This is a genomic window from Antarcticimicrobium sediminis, assembly GCF_004348975.1.
GTDB classification, from domain to species: Bacteria; Pseudomonadota; Alphaproteobacteria; order Rhodobacterales; family Rhodobacteraceae; genus Antarcticimicrobium; species Antarcticimicrobium sediminis.
The window spans coordinates 329,597-347,418 of record NZ_SMFP01000004.1; the positions used below are offsets into that span (position 1 = coordinate 329,597).

Below are 17,822 nucleotides of genomic sequence, written 5' to 3' on the forward strand. Positions count from 1 at the left end.
ATGGCAAAGCTTGGAAAACGCACCCGCGCCTCCCGCGAAGCCTTTGCTGGCAAGGAAAACCTGTCGGTCGAAGACGCCGTTGCTCTGGTCAAGAATGCGGCCGCAGCTAAGTTCGACGAGACCGTCGAAATTGCGCTGAACCTGGGTGTCGACCCGCGCCACGCTGACCAGATGGTCCGCGGTGTGATCGGCCTGCCCAACGGCACTGGCAAGAACATGCGCGTTGCCGTGTTTGCACGTGGCGCCAAAGCTGACGAGGCCACTGCGGCCGGCGCGGATATCGTGGGCGCCGAGGATCTGATGGAAACCGTTCAGGGCGGTACCATTGAATTCGACCGTTGCATTGCGACCCCGGACATGATGCCGATCGTTGGTCGTCTGGGCAAAGTTTTGGGCCCGCGCAACCTGATGCCGAACCCCAAGGTTGGCACCGTGACCATGGATGTGACCCAGGCCGTCAAAGACGCCAAGGGTGGTCAGGTTCAGTTCAAAGCCGAGAAGGCCGGTGTGGTTCATGCCGGTGTTGGCAAGGTGTCGTTCGATACGGCCAAGCTGGTCGAGAACGTGCGCGCCTTTGTCGATGCCGTGGCCAAGGCCCGTCCGGCTGGCGCCAAAGGCACCTACATGAAGAAGATCGCGCTGAGCTCCACCATGGGCCCGGGCGTGACGATCGACGTGGCTGACGCCACGGGCGAGTAACGCAAATCTGATGCAGGGCGCGTGGCGAGCCGCCGCAATCCTGAATGAGGACCTGGCTGATACAATGCGCTTTGCCGCGTGGTATCTGTCCGGGGGGGCTTCCTCGCTCCTGCTGATGTTTGACAATCCCCAGGACCCCGCCATCGGGGTCCTGGGTGACCATCCCCGGATCGAATGCGTGCCCTGCACGCCGGAGTTCTGGGCGATGCTGGGCATGACGCCCGATACCAATTTCCCCAAACGCCAGAACGCCGCGCTGACCTGGGCCTATCATCGTACTGATGAGCCGTGGTTCCTGAACGTGGACGCGGACGAGTTTCTGTATATCGAAGGGCGGTCCATCGCCACGCTGCTGGCGGCGCAACCGCGCGCAATCGAGGCGGTGCGGGTGCTGACGGCTGAGGTGGTGCGCCCGGTGGCGCCGATGGAGCAGTTGCAGTTCCGCCTGCCGATGCCGCGTGATGCGGCCCGGCGCGTCTATGGTGAGAGCGCGGCGCTGTTCGGCCCCCGGCGGCGGGGGCTGATCGGGCACCCGCAGGGAAAATCCGCAACCCGGACCGGGCTATCGGATGCGCGGGCGCGCCAGCACTGGGTCGAGCGGTCTGACGGCACCCCGGTGGCTGAACGCCTGGTCGGGGCGGCGCAGCGCGGTTTTCTGCTGCACATGATCGGCTATGATTTTGAGGCTTGGCGGCGCAAGCTGGAGTGGCGCTCGGTCTCGCGCGGGTTTACCACACCGATGACCCGCCGGATCGAGGCAGCGATGTCTTCGGGCGCGCCCGAGGCGCCATTGCGCGCGCTGTATGACGCGATGCACAAGCTGGATGAGGCGGCCTTGGCGCGGCTGGACGAGGTCGGTGCGCGGCTGGAGCTGGCGCTGGATCTGGACGCACCGCGGCGGGCGCTCTTTGATTCCGCCAAAGGTTAATTTCCGATTGATGTGTCATGCATACGATTTACCCCTTGGAAAGCAGGGAAATCCGGCCTAAGTAGGGTCGCGGGATAAAGCGTGCGATTCGTCGTGCGCTTTATTTCGTTTCGTCCAAGATGGCGGGTGGCCTTGGCCTTAATGTCCTGCCTGAGACGGGAAAGACCAGATTGACCGGGGGCTTTGCCTTCGGGCGGTTTTTGGCTCAACCCCGTAATTCGGACCTGAACGCCGGGCTTTGTCCGGCAAACTTGAGCCGGGGCGCGGTAGCGCCCCATAACTTGGAGAGAACTGTGGATAGAGCCCAGAAAGAGAAAGTGGTCGAGGAACTCGGCCAAATCTTCGAAAGCTCTGGCGTTGTGGTGGTTGCCCACTACACCGGTCTGACAGTAGCTGAGATGCAAGACCTGCGCGCGCGTGCACGCGAAGCGGGTGGGTCTGTGCGTGTTGCCAAGAACAAGCTCGCCAAAATCGCCCTTGAGGGTAAGCCCTGCGAAAGCATGGTGGACCTGCTGACCGGTATGACCGTTCTAACCTATTCCGAGGATCCTGTGGCTGCGGCCAAGGTTGCCGAGGGCTTCGCCAAAGAGAACAAAAAGTTCGAAATCCTTGGCGGTGCAATGGGTGAAAACGCTCTGGACCGGGCCGGTGTCGAGGCCGTGTCGAAAATGCCGTCGCGCGATGAACTTATCGCAACGATCGCTGGCATGCTCGGCGCACCCGCCTCCAACATCGCTGGGGCAATTGGCGCACCTGCAAGCAACATCGCAAGCATTCTTTCGACCATCGAAGAGAAGGCCGAAGCCGCGTAAGCGGAAAGCGACTTGTACTGACTGGCGTAGGGTGGAGCCCCTCACGTTGGAACACACATCAAAACGGAAAGAGCTGATAAAATGGCTGATCTGAAAAAACTCGCAGAAGAGATTGTTGGTCTGACGCTCCTGGAAGCCCAGGAACTGAAAACCATCCTGAAAGACGAATATGGCATCGAGCCCGCCGCTGGCGGCGCTGTCATGATGGCAGGCCCGGCTGACGCCGGCGCAGCCGAAGAAGAAAAGACCGAATTCGACGTCGTTCTGAAGAACGCCGGCGCTTCCAAGATCAACGTGATCAAAGAAGTGCGCGCCCTGACCGGTCTGGGCCTGAAAGAAGCCAAGGAATTGGTGGAAGCTGGCGGCAAGATCAAAGAAGGCGTGTCGAAAGACGAAGCCGAAGAAGTCAAAGGCAAGCTGGAAGCAGCTGGCGCCGAAGTCGAAGTGGCCTAAGCCACATCGGTGCGCGGCGCGAGCCGACGTAGAAACGGGGCTGGATCCGGGGAATACCGGATCCAGCCGAACCTGTCTTAGAAAGGGCCCAGGCGAGGGCCGGACTCTTTCTAAGGCGTGGTTCTAGGATCGGGAAGGACGCCAGTCGGGACGGCGACCGCGAATTGATCCGAACTTGCGATCTCGTATGGGGAAGCGGCCGTGGCCCGGCGGCTGTCTTTCCCGGTGAGAAACTGAAAAGGTGACCACTGATATGGCGCAAACCTTCCTCGGCCAGAAACGTCTTCGGAAGTACTATGGCAAAATCCGCGAAGTGCTGGAGATGCCGAACCTCATCGAGGTTCAGAAATCCTCGTATGAGCTGTTCCTGAAATCCGGCGATCAGCCCGATCCGCAGGACGGTGAAGGCATCAAAGGTGTGTTCCAGTCGGTATTCCCGATCAAGGACTTCAACGAGACCGCGGTACTGGAGTTCGTGAAATACGAGCTTGAAAAGCCGAAATACGATGTCGAGGAATGCATGCAACGCGACATGACCTACAGCGCTCCGCTGAAGGTCACGCTGCGTCTGATCGTGTTCGATGTGGACGAGGATACCGGCGCCAAGTCGGTGAAGGACATCAAGGAGCAGGACGTGTTCATGGGCGACATGCCGCTCATGACGCCGAACGGCACCTTTGTCGTCAACGGGACCGAGCGGGTGATCGTGTCCCAGATGCACCGTTCGCCGGGCGTGTTCTTTGACCATGACAAGGGCAAGACCCACAGTTCGGGCAAACTGCTGTTCGCTTGCCGGATCATTCCGTATCGCGGGTCGTGGCTGGATTTCGAATTCGACGCCAAGGACATCGTGTTCGCGCGCATCGACCGTCGTCGCAAACTGCCGGTGACCACGCTGCTTTATGCGCTGGGGCTGGATCAGGAAGGCATCATGGATGCCTATTACGACACAGTTACCTATACCCTGCGCAAGGGTGAAGGCTGGGTCGCGCCGTTCTTCCCCGAGCGGGCGCGCGGTACCCGTCCGACCTTTGATCTGGTCGATGCCGCAACCGGCGAGATCATCGCCGAGGCCACCAAGAAGGTGACCCCGCGCGCGGTCAAGAAGCTGATCGACGAAGGCTCTGTCACCGATCTGCTGGTGCCGTTCGAAAATATCGTTGGCAAGTTCGTGGCCAAGGACATGATCGACGAGGAAACCGGCGCGATCTATGTCGAAGCCGGCGATGAGCTGACGCTGGAATACGACAAGGGCGGCGATCTGATCGGCGGCACCGTCAAGGAGCTGGTCGATGCTGGCGTCACCGAGATTCCGGTGCTGGACATCGATAACATCAACGTTGGCCCCTATATCCGCAACACCATGGCGATGGACAAGAACATGGGCCGCGATACCGCGCTCATGGACATCTATCGCGTGATGCGCCCGGGCGAGCCGCCCACCGTCGAGGCGGCGTCGTCGCTGTTCAACACGCTGTTCTTCGATCACGACCGCTATGACCTGTCGGCCGTGGGCCGGGTCAAGATGAACATGCGTCTGGCACTGGACAAGCCTGACACCCAGCGCACGCTGGATAGCAAGGACATCGTCTCCTGCATCAAGGCGCTGGTTGAGCTGCGCGATGGCAAGGGCGACATCGACGACATCGACCACCTTGGCAACCGCCGGGTGCGCTCGGTCGGCGAGCTGATGGAAAACCAGTATCGCGTCGGTCTGCTGCGGATGGAACGCGCGATCAAGGAACGCATGTCCAGTGTCGAGATCGACACTGTGATGCCGCAGGATCTGATCAACGCCAAACCTGCCGCCGCTGCGGTCCGCGAATTCTTCGGCTCTTCGCAGCTGTCGCAATTCATGGACCAGACCAACCCGCTGTCCGAAGTCACCCACAAACGCCGTCTCTCGGCGCTTGGGCCGGGTGGTCTGACACGCGAGCGTGCGGGCTTTGAAGTGCGCGACGTTCACCCGACCCACTATGGCCGGATGTGCCCGATTGAAACGCCGGAAGGGCCGAACATTGGTCTGATCAACTCGCTGGCCACCTTTGCCCGCGTGAACAAATACGGCTTCATCGAGACCCCCTATCGCGTCGTCAAGGACACCCATGTGACCGATGAGGTCCATTACATGTCCGCGACCGAGGAAATGCGTCACACCGTGGCACAGGCCAACGCGACGCTGGACGAGAACGGCAACTTTATCAACGATCTGGTCAGCACGCGGAAATCGGGCGACTATACGCTTGCCCCGCGCGAAAACGTGGACCTGATCGACGTGTCGCCGAAACAGCTGGTGTCGGTTGCGGCCTCGCTGATCCCGTTCCTTGAAAACGACGACGCCAACCGCGCCCTGATGGGCTCGAACATGCAACGTCAGGCGGTTCCGCTTCTGCGGGCCGAGGCGCCGCTGGTCGGCACCGGTATCGAAGAAGTCGTTGCACGCGATTCCGGTGCGGCCATCATGGCCAAGCGGGCTGGCGTGATCGATCAGGTCGATGCCCAGCGGATCGTGATCCGGGCCACCAATGATCTGGAACTGGGCGATGCCGGCGTCGACATCTACCGGATGCGCAAGTTCCAGCGGTCGAACCAGAACACCTGTATCAACCAGCGTCCGCTGGTGAAGGTCGGCCAGACGGTCGGCAAGGGCGAGGTGATCGCAGACGGTCCTTCGACCGATATGGGCGAACTGGCTCTGGGTAAAAACGTGGCCGTCGCGTTTATGCCTTGGAATGGCTACAACTACGAAGACTCGATCCTGATTTCGGAACGCATTTCGCGCGATGACGTCTATACCTCGATCCATATCGAGGAATTCGAGGTCGCGGCCCGCGATACCAAGCTCGGGCCGGAAGAGATCACGCGCGACATCCCGAACGTGGGCGAAGAGGCGCTGCGTAACCTCGACGAGGCTGGCATCGTCTATATCGGCGCGGATGTGGAGCCGGGCGATATTCTGGTGGGCAAGATCACCCCCAAGGGTGAAAGCCCGATGACCCCGGAAGAGAAACTGCTGCGCGCCATCTTCGGCGAAAAGGCATCTGACGTGCGCGACACCTCGCTGCGGGTCAAGCCGGGCGATTTCGGCACCGTGGTCGAGGTGCGTGTCTTCAACCGTCATGGGGTGGAAAAAGACGAGCGCGCCCTGCAGATCGAACGCGAAGAGGTCGAGCGTCTGGCGCGGGACCGTGACGACGAGATGGGGATCTTGGATCGCAACATCTACGCGCGTCTGAAGTCGATGATCCTGGGCAAAACGGTTGCCAAGGGCCCGAAAGGCATCAAGCCGGGTTCGGAAATCACCGAGGATCTGCTCGACAGCCTGTCGCGCGGTCAGTGGTGGCAGCTGGCGCTGTCCGAAGAGGCCGACGCGCAGATCGTCGAGGCCCTGAACGAGCAGTACGAGGTGCAGAAGCGCACCCTTGATGCCCGGTTCGAGGACAAGGTCGAGAAGGTGCGCCGTGGCGACGACTTGCCGCCGGGTGTGATGAAGATGGTCAAGGTCTTCGTGGCGGTGAAGCGCAAGCTGCAACCGGGCGACAAGATGGCTGGCCGTCACGGCAACAAGGGTGTTGTTTCCCGCGTGGTGCCGATGGAAGACATGCCGTTCCTGGCTGACGGGACCCCGGTCGACTTCTGTCTGAACCCGCTGGGTGTGCCGTCGCGGATGAACGTTGGTCAGATCCTTGAAACCCATATGGGCTGGGCCGCGCGCGGTCTTGGGATCAAGATCGACGATGCGTTGCAAGACTATCGCCGGTCCGGCGATCTGACTCCGGTGCGCGAAGCGATGCGCATCGCCTATGGCGACGATGTCTATGAAGAAGGCATCGTGGGCATGGGCGAAGAGGATCTGATCGACGCAGCCAGCAACGTCACCCGTGGGGTGCCGATTGCAACGCCGGTGTTTGACGGGGCGAAAGAAGCCGATGTGAACGACTCGCTGCGACGTGCGGGCTTTGACACCTCGGGTCAGTCGATCCTGTTTGACGGTCGGACTGGTGAACAGTTCGCGCGTCCGGTGACGGTGGGTATGAAGTACCTGCTGAAACTGCACCACTTGGTGGACGACAAGATCCACGCGCGTTCGACCGGGCCGTACAGCCTTGTGACCCAGCAGCCGCTGGGCGGTAAGGCGCAGTTCGGTGGTCAGCGTTTCGGGGAGATGGAAGTCTGGGCGCTGGAAGCCTATGGCGCCGCCTATACCCTGCAAGAGATGCTGACGGTCAAGTCGGACGACGTGGCAGGCCGGACCAAGGTCTATGAAAGCATCGTCAAGGGCGAGGACAACTTCGAGGCCGGTGTGCCCGAATCCTTCAACGTTCTGGTGAAGGAAGTCCGCGGCCTCGGCCTGAACATGGAACTCCTGGATGCGGAGGAGGATGAGTGACGCAAGCGCCGGGCCAAGGCCCGGCCTACGCCAACTCGGTTTGCCGGGCTCTTGCCCGGCTTCCCCTTCCGCCAGCCTCTAAGGATTAGAAAATGAACCAGGAAATCACGAACAACCCGTTCAACCCGCTGACCCCGCCCAAGGTCTTTGACGAAATCAAGGTCTCGCTGGCCTCGCCGGAACGGATCCTGTCGTGGTCCTACGGCGAGATCAAGAAGCCGGAAACCATCAACTATCGGACCTTCAAGCCCGAGCGCGACGGTCTGTTCTGTGCCCGCATCTTTGGTCCGATCAAGGACTATGAATGCCTGTGCGGCAAGTACAAGCGGATGAAGTACCGCGGCGTTGTCTGCGAGAAATGCGGTGTCGAAGTGACGCTGCAAAAGGTCCGCCGTGAGCGTATGGGCCATATCGAACTGGCCTCGCCGGTTGCCCATATCTGGTTCCTGAAATCACTGCCCAGCCGGATCGGCCTGATGCTGGACATGACGCTGCGCGATCTGGAGCGTGTGCTTTATTTCGAGAACTACGTGGTGATCGAACCCGGTCTGACCGATCTGACCTATGGCCAGATGCTGACCGAAGAAGAATTCATGGACGCGCAGGATGCCTATGGCATGGATGCGTTCACCGCCAATATCGGCGCCGAGGCGATCCGCGAGATGTTGCAGAACATCGATCTGGACGCCGAAGCCGATCAGTTGCGCGCCGATCTGGCCGTCGCCACGGGCGAGCTGAAACCGAAGAAAATCATCAAGCGGCTGAAGGTCGTCGAATCCTTTCTGGAATCGGGCAACCGTCCGGAATGGATGATCATGACCGTGATTCCGGTGATTCCGCCGGAACTGCGCCCGCTGGTGCCGCTGGACGGCGGTCGCTTTGCGACCTCGGATCTGAACGACCTGTATCGTCGGGTGATCAACCGGAACAACCGTCTCAAGCGGCTGATCGAACTGCGTGCGCCCGACATCATCGTGCGCAACGAAAAGCGGATGCTGCAGGAATCGGTCGATGCGCTGTTTGACAACGGCCGTCGTGGCCGGGTGATCACGGGCGCCAACAAACGGCCGCTGAAATCGCTGTCCGACATGCTCAAGGGCAAGCAGGGCCGGTTCCGTCAAAACCTTTTGGGCAAACGCGTCGACTTCTCCGGTCGTTCGGTCATCGTGACCGGTCCCGAGCTGAAGCTGCACCAGTGCGGCCTGCCCAAGAAGATGGCGTTGGAGCTGTTCAAGCCCTTCATCTATTCGCGGCTGGAGGCCAAGGGCCTCAGCAGCACCGTGAAACAGGCGAAGAAGCTGGTCGAAAAGGAACGTCCCGAGGTTTGGGATATTCTCGACGAGGTGATCCGCGAACACCCTGTCATGCTGAACCGGGCGCCGACCTTGCACCGTTTGGGCATCCAAGCGTTCGAACCCACGCTGATCGAAGGCAAGGCGATCCAGCTTCACCCGCTGGTCTGTTCCGCCTTCAACGCCGACTTTGACGGTGACCAAATGGCCGTGCACGTGCCGCTGAGCCTTGAGGCCCAGCTGGAAGCGCGCGTCCTGATGATGTCGACCAACAACGTGCTGTCGCCCGCCAACGGCGCGCCGATCATCGTGCCGTCGCAGGATATGATCCTGGGTCTGTACTATGTGACGCTGGCACGCGACGGGATGCCCGGTGAGGGTAAGGTCTTTGGTTCGCTCGACGAGGTTCAGCACGCGCTGGACGCGGGCGTGGTGCATCTGCACTCCAAGATCAGCGCGCGGGTTACCCAGTTCGACGAAGAGGGCAACGAGGTGTACCAACGCTTCGAGACCACTCCGGGTCGTGTGCGTCTGGGGGCGTTGCTGCCGTTCAACGCCAAGGCGCCGTTCGAACTGGTCAACCGGTTGCTGCGGAAGAAAGAGGTGCAGCAGGTCATCGACACCGTCTACCGTTATTGCGGTCAGAAGGAATCGGTCATCTTCTGCGACCAGATCATGACCTTGGGCTTCCGCGAGGCGTTCAAGGCCGGCATCTCGTTCGGCAAGGACGACATGGTGGTTCCGGAAACGAAATGGCCGATCGTCGAGAACACGCGCGAGCAGGTGCGCGACTTTGAACAGCAGTACATGGACGGCCTGATCACTCAGGGCGAAAAGTACAACAAGGTCGTGGATGCGTGGTCGAAGTGTAACGACCTTGTCACCGACGCGATGATGAACGCGATCTCGGCTGAAAAACGCGACGAGAACGGGGCCGAGATGGAACCGAACTCGGTCTACATGATGGCCCACTCCGGTGCGCGGGGCTCGGTCACGCAGATGAAACAGCTGGGCGGGATGCGCGGCCTGATGGCCAAGCCGAACGGCGACATCATCGAAACGCCGATCATCTCGAACTTTAAAGAGGGCCTGACCGTTCTGGAGTACTTCAACTCCACCCACGGGGCGCGGAAAGGTCTGTCGGACACCGCGCTCAAGACGGCGAACTCGGGCTATCTGACCCGTCGTCTGGTCGACGTGGCGCAGGACTGCATCGTTCGGGCGCGCGATTGTGGCACCGAGAACGCGATCACCGTCGAGGCGGCGGTGAACGACGGTGAAGTCGTGGCAACGCTGGGCGAACGTCTTCTGGGCCGCGTCGCGGCCGAGGATCTGGTGCGTCCGGGGACCGACGAGGTGATCGTCGCCCTTGGCCAACTGATCGACGAACGCATGGCCGATGCGATTGAAGAGTCCGGTCTGGCCACGGCCCGTATCCGCAGCCCGCTGACCTGCGAGGCCGAGGAAGGCGTCTGTGCCATGTGCTATGGTCGTGACCTGGCGCGCGGCACCATGGTGAACTCTGGCGAGGCCGTGGGCATCATCGCGGCGCAGTCGATCGGTGAACCGGGCACACAGTTGACGATGCGGACATTCCACATTGGCGGCGTTGCGCAGGGTGGCCAGCAAAGCTTCCAGGAGGCCGGGCAAGATGGCGTGGTCGCCTTCGAAAACGCCAACCTGCTGGAAAACGCGGCGGGCGAGTTGTTGGTTGTCGGGCGGAACATGAAGCTGCGGATCAACGACGACACCGGCGAGGAGCGGACCAGCTTCAAACTGGGCTACGGCACCAAGCTGTTCGTCAAGGATGGCGGCAAGGTTGGCCGCGGCGACAAGCTGTTCGAATGGGATCCCTATACCCTGCCGATCATCGCCGAAAAATCGGGGACGGCCAAGTTTGTTGACCTCGTTTCGGGGATCGCCGTACGCGACGAGACCGATGAAGCCACAGGCATGACCCAGAAGATCGTGATCGACTGGCGCGCCGCCCCCAAGGGCAACGAGCTGAAACCGGAAATCATCCTGGTGGACGCCGATGGCGAGCCGGTGCGCAACGATGTTGGCAACCCGGTGACCTATCCGATGTCGGTGGACGCGGTTCTGTCGATCGAAGAAGGCCAAGAGGTTCAGGCCGGCGAAGTCGTGGCGCGGATCCCGCGCGAAGGGGCCAAGACCAAGGACATCACCGGTGGTCTGCCGCGGGTGGCGGAACTGTTCGAGGCGCGCCGTCCCAAGGACCACGCGATCATCGCCGAGATCGATGGCTATGTGCGGTTCGGGCGTGACTACAAGAACAAGCGTCGGATCACGCTGGAAGCGGCCGAAGAAGGCGCGGATGCGGTCGAATACATGGTGCCCAAGGGTAAACACATCCCGGTGCAGGAAGGCGACTTCGTGCAGAAGGGGGATTACATCATGGACGGCAACCCGGCGCCGCATGACATCCTTGCGATCATGGGTGTCGAGGCACTGGCGAACTACATGATTGACGAGGTGCAGGACGTCTATCGTCTGCAGGGCGTGAAGATCAACGATAAGCATATCGAAGTGATCGTGCGCCAGATGCTGCAGAAGTGGGAGATCCAGGACAGCGGTGAAACCACGCTGCTGAAAGGCGAGCACGTCGACAAGCAAGAGTTCGACGCGATGAACGAAAAGACCATCGCGAAGGGCGGTCGCCCGGCAAAAGGTGAGCCGATCCTGCTTGGGATCACCAAGGCCAGCCTGCAGACCCGGTCGTTCATCTCGGCGGCGTCGTTCCAAGAGACCACACGCGTGCTGACCGAAGCTTCGGTACAGGGCAAGCGCGACAAACTGGTGGGCCTCAAGGAAAACGTCATCGTCGGGCGTCTGATCCCGGCAGGGACCGGTGGGGCGACCCAGAACATGCGCCGTGTCGCACAAGACCGCGACAACGTGGTGATCGAAGCGCGCCGTGAAGAGGCCGAGGCGGCCGCAGCTTTGGCTGCACCGACCGAGGATGACATCATCGGTGGCGATCCGTTCGACACGCTGGTCGATACACCCGAGAGCCGCGACTGATCGGCGCCTTTCGGGCCTGAGCGACAAGTACTTTTAACCCCCGCGGCCTGTGCCGCGGGGGTTTTTCTTTGCCCCCGGTGCAACGATTGCGGCTTTTATTCCGGCCCGGGCCGGTGTTTGCTAGGCCCCGTTTGAACAGGAGCGCGGGCATGGACCGGAAGATCAAGACAGTGGGATTGCTGAGGTTTTCGGTGCTGACCCCCACCTATTACTCAGAACGGTTCAAGACGTTGGAGGACACCGCCGCGCATCTGTTCGCGCCCGAGCGGATGGCGCTGCGATTTCGCCTGTTCGAGCAACTTTGCCTGCCTGCGCTGACTGGTCAGACCGACCCGGATTTCGATATGGTGGTGCTGACAGCCGAGACCATGCCAGAGCAATATCTGGAACGGCTGGTCGACCTGATCGAACCGCTGCCCAATATCCATTGCCTGACGGTCGGCACCGAAAACCACTACAAGCTGTTGCAGCGCGGCTATAACGCGGTTCCCAAGGACGATTGCACCCATCGGATCATGTTCCGGTTGGACGATGACGACGCGCTGGACAAGAATTTCGTCAAGCGGACCAAGCGGCTTGCGAGTGGGTTGTTGAAGCTGAACGGGCCGAAGACGCCGTTTGTGATCGCCTATAACCGGGGGTTCTATGTACGCTCCACCGGGGCCGAGACCGAGGTGTTCGATGCCTGCGAGCGCGCACCGCTTTCGGCCGGCACAACGCTGGTGGCGCCGGTGGATCATCCCGCCAACCCCTATCGGTTCAACCACCGCAAACTGGCGCAGCATTTCAACACCTATTCCGACATCATGGTGCCGGCCTTTATCCGCACGATCCACGGCGACAACAAATCCAACCCGGCGCAAATGGGGTTGACCCACAAGTTGCGCGATGACCAGATCGAACCGTTGTTGCAGACGCATTTCGATATGACGCTGGACCGGTTGCGGGCGCTCTGAGGGATGACACCCAACGGGAAAGGCGCGCTGCTGATGATGGGCAGCATGGCTGCCTTTACAATCAACGACACCTGCGTAAAGGCGACCCACGATGCGCTTCCGCTGTTGCAGATCCTGACCCTGCGCGGGATGATCAGTTCGCTCCTGCTGTACCTTCTGGCGCGGCGGCTGGGGGCGCTGGATCTGCACATGACGCGGGCCGATGCATCCCTATTGGCGCTGCGCTGCGTGGTCGAGGTGGCGGCGGCCTATTTCTATCTCACGGCGCTGATGAACATGCCGCTGGCCAATGTCAGCGCGGTGTTGCAGGCGCTGCCGTTGACCGTGACGCTGGGCGCGGCGTTGTTCTTTGGGGAAAGCGTGGGCTGGCGTCGGATTCTGGCAATCGCGCTGGGGTTTTGCGGCATGTTGCTGATCGTGCGGCCGGGGCCCGAAGGGTTCAGCCTGTACGCGCTCTATGCCTTGGCTGCGATGGTCTGTATGACCGTGCGCGACCTGGTGACCCGCAGAATGTCATCGCAGGTCTCGTCGATGACAGTGACGCTGGTCTCGGCGTTGTCGGTGTTCTTCGCGGCGGGCGTGGCCTCGTTCTGGGTGGACTGGGTGCCGCTGGATGTCACGACGACCACGCTGATCGGGGCGTCATCGCTGTTTGTGATGCTGGGGTATCTGCTCAGTGTCTTGGTGATGCGGGTGGGCGAGGTGTCGTTCATCGCGCCGTTTCGCTATACTAGCCTGCTCTGGGCACTGGGGCTGGGCTGGGCGGTGTTCGGTCACTGGCCTGCGCCGCTGACGCTGTTGGGGGCTGCTGTGGTCGCGGCGGCGGGTCTTTTCACCTTTTATCGTGGGCGCGTGGTGGGTTGACGGCTTAACTGTCGGAATAGACCCGGCGCACGTGATCGGCGTCTACGTTGAAGACCTTTCGGAATAACACCTCCTGCGCCGGATCAAGCGGGGTGAGCGCGACGGGTTTGACGCCGGATTTCTGCCGCGAGTCATTATGGTCATTATGCCCGCGCAACAGCATGTCCTCGCCGGTGAAGGTGACGGTGGGCATCAGCTGCGGCAGTTTTTGATGGGCAAAGTTCATCACCGACAGCTTGACCGAGGGTTTGAACATCACCGCCAGCGCAGCCGTGGTATAAGGCCGCTGCGTCGGCGCGGCAGAAAGCCCCCCAGCCCCGGTGCCGACGATATAGCCCTGATTGAAATCAATCGCGATATGGCGATGGCTGCGGCCCAGTTTGCGCAGATCTTGCGCTGCCGCGCGCAGCCGCTCGACATAGACACGCGCCACCGCATCATCATCATCCATGCGAAATTGCAGGCAGGGTTCCTTGTCAAAACGGCGGACCGAATTGATCGCCTCCTGCATCACCTGTCGGTGCTTGCCCGGGGCGCAGGTCCGCAGCACCGCTTGCGGCACGTCGACCAGCAGCGCGCGCAACCGTGCCAGATAGGCGGCGGGCAGGCTGTCGCCGATGACGACCAGCAGGGTGAAATCCGGATCACTCTGGGCCCGCAACGATGGAAGGGTGAGGGTTTCGAAGGTGCGGAAACGTTCCTCCATCCGGTTCGAATCGTACAGGAAACCAGCGCGTTCTTCGACGCTGTCATGCTCGATCTGAAAGCCGCCGTGGCCAAGATATGAAAACCGGCAAAGACCGATCACCTGCATCGCGAAAGGCTCCGATTGGGCGGCGTGACCGCTTCACGCCGCTTGCACTTTCGCAACCGGGCGGATAGTTGACAAGCCTCGTCGTTGAAAGCCCGCCATCATGGTGCGGGTCGGGGGCTGCCCACTGTTGACAGTGCACGCGACTCCCCATATACGCCCGCTATCTCGGCACCGGGGGTCGCCCCAAATGTCGACTTTATATTGAAGTGGTCAAGATCCGGGTCTTTACAGCCTCGATCCTCTGATAACCCACCGCGTCGTTCACCTCGGAATGGGAGCGATTGCGGTTTTTGCGCTTGCGGACGCGTATGGCGCACGAAATTTGAACCGCACGCACATGCGTGCACTGACACATGTGTTGCGAAACGGGGAAGAAACCGGAATGCCAACGATCCAACAGCTGATCCGCAAGCCGCGGCAGCCTAAAGTGAAACGCTCGAAATCCATGCATTTGGAGCAGTGCCCGCAAAAACGCGGCGTCTGCACGCGCGTCTACACAACCACGCCTAAGAAACCGAACTCGGCCATGCGGAAAGTCGCCAAAGTGCGTCTGACCAATGGTTTCGAGGTCATCAGCTACATCCCGGGGGAAAGCCACAACCTCCAAGAACACTCTGTGGTGTTGATCCGCGGCGGCCGGGTAAAAGACCTTCCCGGCGTTCGCTATCACATCCTTCGTGGTGTTCTGGATACCCAGGGCGTCAAAGACCGTAAGCAGCGCCGTTCGAAATACGGCGCCAAGCGTCCCAAGTAAGGAGAGAGCGAGATGTCCCGTCGTCACGCCGCCGAAAAGCGCGATATTCTGCCCGACGCCAAATATGGCGACCGCGTTCTGACTAAGTTCATGAACAACCTGATGATCGACGGCAAAAAGTCGGTCGCAGAGAAAATCGTCTACAACGCGCTGGGGCGTGTTGAGACCAAGATCAAGCGCGCGCCCGTCGAGGTGTTCCATGAAGCGCTGGAAAACATCAAACCCGCCGTCGAAGTTCGCTCGCGCCGGGTTGGTGGTGCCACCTATCAGGTGCCCGTCGAAGTGCGCCCCGAGCGTCGTGAGGCTCTGGCCATTCGCTGGCTGATCAACGCCTCGCGTTCGCGCAACGAACACACCATGGAAGAGCGCCTTGCAGGCGAGCTGATGGATGCTGTTCAGTCGCGTGGTTCGGCCGTCAAGAAACGCGAAGACACCCACAAGATGGCCGAGGCAAACAAAGCCTTCAGCCATTACCGCTGGTAATTCGGCAGAGGACCTGACCCCAATGGCACGCGAATACCCACTCGAACGCTACCGCAACTTCGGCATCATGGCTCATATTGATGCCGGCAAAACCACGATGACCGAGCGGATCCTGTTCTATACCGGTAAGAACCACAAGATCGGTGAAACACACGACGGTGCCTCCACCATGGATTGGATGGAGCAGGAAGCCGAGCGTGGGATCACCATCACTTCGGCGGCGACGACCACTTTCTGGCAGCGCCAGGAAGATCCGACCCCCGAAGGGACGTCCGACACCAAGACCCGCTTCAACATCATCGACACCCCAGGTCACGTCGACTTCACGATTGAAGTCGAGCGTTCGCTGGCGGTTCTTGATGGTGCTGTTGCGCTGTTGGACGGCAATGCCGGTGTTGAGCCGCAGACCGAAACCGTTTGGCGTCAGGCTGACCGCTACAAGGTGCCGCGTCTTGTTTTCGTCAACAAGATGGACAAGATCGGCGCCGACTTCTTCAACTGCGTCAAGATGATCAAGGATCGCACTGGCGGTCTTCCTTGCCCGATCGCACTGCCGATCGGCGCCGAAGACACGCTGGAAGGCATCATTGACCTGATCAAGATGGAAGAGTGGGTCTGGATTGGCGAAGATCTGGGGGCCTCCTGGGAGCGTCGCCCGATCCGTGCCGAACTGAAAGATCTGGCCGACGAGTGGCGTGCCAACATGATCGAGATCGCCGTCGAAATGGACGACGGTGCGATGGAGCAGTATCTTGAGGGCATCGAGCCTGATGAGGCTACTCTGCGCAAATTGATCCGCAAGGGCACGCTGTCGATGTCGTTCTTCCCGATGCTTGCGGGCTCTGCCTTCAAGAACAAGGGTGTCCAGCCGCTTTTGAACGCCGTTGTCGACTTTCTGCCCGGACCCAAGGACGTTCCGACGTTGATGGGCTTCTCGCCGGATGACGAGACTGAAACCCGCAACATCCCGCGCAATGCAAGCGACGAAGAGCCGTTCTCGGCTCTGGCGTTCAAGATTATGAACGACCCCTTTGTCGGCTCGTTGACGTTTACCCGGATCTATTCGGGTCACATCAACAAGGGCGATCAGATCTTCAACTCGACCAAAGGCAAGCGTGAGCGGGTCGGTCGGATGATGATCATGCACGCGATTGATCGTCAGGAGATCGACGAAGCCTATGCAGGTGATATCATCGCGCTGGCGGGTCTCAAGGACACCACCACCGGGGATACGCTGTGCGATGCGACCAAACAGGTCGTTCTGGAAACGATGACCTTCCCCGATCCGGTTATCGAGATCGCGGTTGAGCCCAAAACCAAGGCTGACCAGGAAAAGATGTCGCAAGGCCTGCAACGCCTTGCTGCAGAAGATCCCTCGTTCCGCGTGGTGACTGATCTGGAATCCGGTCAGACCATCATGAAGGGCATGGGCGAACTGCACTTGGACATCTTGGTGGATCGCCTGAAGCGCGAGTTCAAGGTCGAGGCCAACATCGGTGCGCCGCAAGTGGCGTATCGCGAGACCATCGGTCACGAGATCGAGCATACCTATACCCACAAGAAGCAATCGGGTGGGTCTGGTCAGTTCGCCGAGGTCAAGATGATCCTCTCGCCGACAGAGCCGGGTGAAGGTTACTCGTTCGAGTCCAAGATCGTTGGGGGCTCCGTTCCCAAGGAATACATCCCGGGTGTTGAAAAAGGCATTAAATCGGTCATGGACAGCGGCCCTCTGGCTGGCTTCCCCGTGATCGACTTCAAGGTGGCGCTGATCGACGGCAAATTCCACGACGTCGACTCTTCGGTTCTCGCCTTTGAAATTGCCGGACGCATGTGCATGCGCGAAGGTCTGAGAAAGGCTGGCGCAAAGCTGCTGGAACCTGTGATGAAGGTCGAAGTGGTCTGCCCGGAAGAATACACGGGCAACGTGATCGGCGACCTGACCTCACGTCGTGGTCAGGTGACCGGGCAGGACAACCGCGGGAATGCGATCGCAGTCGATGCGATGGTGCCCTTGGCCAACATGTTCGGCTATATCAACACGCTGCGTTCGATGACCTCGGGCCGTGCGAACTTTACGATGCAGTTCGATCACTATGATCCGGTGCCGCAGAACATCAGCGAAGAGATTCAGGCGAAATACGCCTAAGTCGGAACAATCAGATAGCAGCGATGCGCGGGCTGACCGCGCATCGCTTCAACCGATAAGGAGGCCATCATGGCAAAGGAAAAGTTTGATCGCACGAAACCGCACGTCAACATCGGCACCATTGGCCACGTTGACCACGGCAAGACGACGCTGACGGCGGCGATCACCAAGTATTTCGGCGATTTCAAA

General features: G+C 60.4%; 13 protein-coding genes. 12 read left to right on the forward strand and 1 reads right to left on the reverse strand.

The features are described 5' to 3' along the window. The 8 genes from rplA (at nucleotide 1) to E1B25_RS08980 (ending at nucleotide 13,436) form a co-directional block, all read left to right on the forward strand. The gene (gene rplA / locus E1B25_RS08945; RefSeq protein ID WP_132828507.1) at nucleotides 1-699 is read left to right on the forward strand and encodes a 50S ribosomal protein L1; all 699 of its coding nucleotides are present in this window, start codon (nucleotides 1-3) and stop codon (nucleotides 697-699) included. 64 nt (nucleotides 700-763) lie between these two features. Next, nucleotides 764-1,627 (forward strand): glycosyltransferase family 2 protein, encoded by an 864-nt coding sequence (locus E1B25_RS08950; protein WP_280960244.1) that lies wholly within the window; start codon nucleotides 764-766, stop codon nucleotides 1,625-1,627. Between the two features lie 293 nt (nucleotides 1,628-1,920). Continuing rightward, a complete protein-coding gene (gene rplJ, locus E1B25_RS08955; RefSeq protein WP_132828510.1) occupies nucleotides 1,921-2,439 on the forward strand; it encodes a 50S ribosomal protein L10 in 519 nt (172 codons plus the stop codon). An 81-nt stretch (nucleotides 2,440-2,520) separates the two neighbouring features. After that, nucleotides 2,521-2,892 carry a 50S ribosomal protein L7/L12 gene (gene rplL / locus E1B25_RS08960; protein ID WP_132828511.1) on the forward strand — a complete coding sequence of 124 codons (372 nt, stop codon included), beginning with the start codon at nucleotides 2,521-2,523 and terminating at the stop codon, nucleotides 2,890-2,892. Nucleotides 2,893-3,145: 253 nt separating this feature from the next. After that, nucleotides 3,146-7,282, forward strand: coding sequence for a DNA-directed RNA polymerase subunit beta (rpoB, locus tag E1B25_RS08965; RefSeq protein ID WP_132828565.1), 4,137 nt, complete (start codon nucleotides 3,146-3,148; stop codon nucleotides 7,280-7,282). Between the two features lie 92 nt (nucleotides 7,283-7,374). Continuing rightward, nucleotides 7,375-11,616, forward strand: coding sequence for a DNA-directed RNA polymerase subunit beta' (gene rpoC / locus E1B25_RS08970; RefSeq protein WP_132828513.1), 4,242 nt, complete (start codon nucleotides 7,375-7,377; stop codon nucleotides 11,614-11,616). 149 nt (nucleotides 11,617-11,765) lie between these two features. Further along, the gene (locus E1B25_RS08975) at nucleotides 11,766-12,572 is read left to right on the forward strand and encodes a glycosyltransferase (RefSeq protein WP_132828514.1); all 807 of its coding nucleotides are present in this window, start codon (nucleotides 11,766-11,768) and stop codon (nucleotides 12,570-12,572) included. A gap of 3 nt (nucleotides 12,573-12,575) precedes the next feature. Continuing rightward, nucleotides 12,576-13,436, forward strand: a complete 861-nt coding sequence (locus E1B25_RS08980; protein WP_132828516.1) for a DMT family transporter — start codon at nucleotides 12,576-12,578, stop codon at nucleotides 13,434-13,436. Nucleotides 13,437-13,440: 4 nt separating this feature from the next. Here the strand turns inward: E1B25_RS08980 and E1B25_RS08985 are convergent, their stop codons facing one another. Further along, the gene (locus E1B25_RS08985; RefSeq protein ID WP_132828517.1) at nucleotides 13,441-14,250 is read right to left on the reverse strand and encodes a putative rhamnosyl transferase; all 810 of its coding nucleotides are present in this window, start codon (nucleotides 14,248-14,250) and stop codon (nucleotides 13,441-13,443) included. Nucleotides 14,251-14,632: 382 nt separating this feature from the next. Between E1B25_RS08985 and rpsL the strand changes: the two genes are divergently transcribed. From rpsL to E1B25_RS09005, 4 genes are all read left to right on the forward strand, one after another. Next, a complete protein-coding gene (gene rpsL / locus E1B25_RS08990) occupies nucleotides 14,633-15,004 on the forward strand; it encodes a 30S ribosomal protein S12 (RefSeq protein ID WP_005621086.1) in 372 nt (123 codons plus the stop codon). Nucleotides 15,005-15,016: 12 nt separating this feature from the next. Beyond that, nucleotides 15,017-15,487, forward strand: coding sequence for a 30S ribosomal protein S7 (rpsG, locus tag E1B25_RS08995; protein ID WP_132828518.1), 471 nt, complete (start codon nucleotides 15,017-15,019; stop codon nucleotides 15,485-15,487). 22 nt (nucleotides 15,488-15,509) lie between these two features. After that, the gene (gene fusA, locus E1B25_RS09000) at nucleotides 15,510-17,633 is read left to right on the forward strand and encodes an elongation factor G (RefSeq protein WP_132828520.1); all 2,124 of its coding nucleotides are present in this window, start codon (nucleotides 15,510-15,512) and stop codon (nucleotides 17,631-17,633) included. Between the two features lie 69 nt (nucleotides 17,634-17,702). Further along, a partial coding sequence (locus tag E1B25_RS09005) for a GTP-binding protein (RefSeq protein WP_245510664.1) occupies nucleotides 17,703-17,822 on the forward strand: 120 nt, incomplete at its 3' end.

Coding starts and splice junctions, on each gene's coding strand:
- rpoC (WP_132828513.1), top strand. CDS start 7,375: ATGAACCAGGAAATCACGAACAACCCGTTCAACCCGCTGACCCCGCCC.
- E1B25_RS08980 (WP_132828516.1), top strand. CDS start 12,576: ATGACACCCAACGGGAAAGGCGCGCTGCTGATGATGGGCAGCATGGCT.
- E1B25_RS08975 (WP_132828514.1), top strand. CDS start 11,766: ATGGACCGGAAGATCAAGACAGTGGGATTGCTGAGGTTTTCGGTGCTG.
- fusA (WP_132828520.1), top strand. CDS start 15,510: ATGGCACGCGAATACCCACTCGAACGCTACCGCAACTTCGGCATCATG.
- rplA (WP_132828507.1), top strand. CDS start 1: ATGGCAAAGCTTGGAAAACGCACCCGCGCCTCCCGCGAAGCCTTTGCT.
- rplL (WP_132828511.1), top strand. CDS start 2,521: ATGGCTGATCTGAAAAAACTCGCAGAAGAGATTGTTGGTCTGACGCTC.
- rpsL (WP_005621086.1), top strand. CDS start 14,633: ATGCCAACGATCCAACAGCTGATCCGCAAGCCGCGGCAGCCTAAAGTG.
- E1B25_RS08985 (WP_132828517.1), bottom strand. CDS start 14,250: ATGCAGGTGATCGGTCTTTGCCGGTTTTCATATCTTGGCCACGGCGGC.
- rpsG (WP_132828518.1), top strand. CDS start 15,017: ATGTCCCGTCGTCACGCCGCCGAAAAGCGCGATATTCTGCCCGACGCC.
- rpoB (WP_132828565.1), top strand. CDS start 3,146: ATGGCGCAAACCTTCCTCGGCCAGAAACGTCTTCGGAAGTACTATGGC.
- E1B25_RS08950 (WP_280960244.1), top strand. CDS start 764: ATGCGCTTTGCCGCGTGGTATCTGTCCGGGGGGGCTTCCTCGCTCCTG.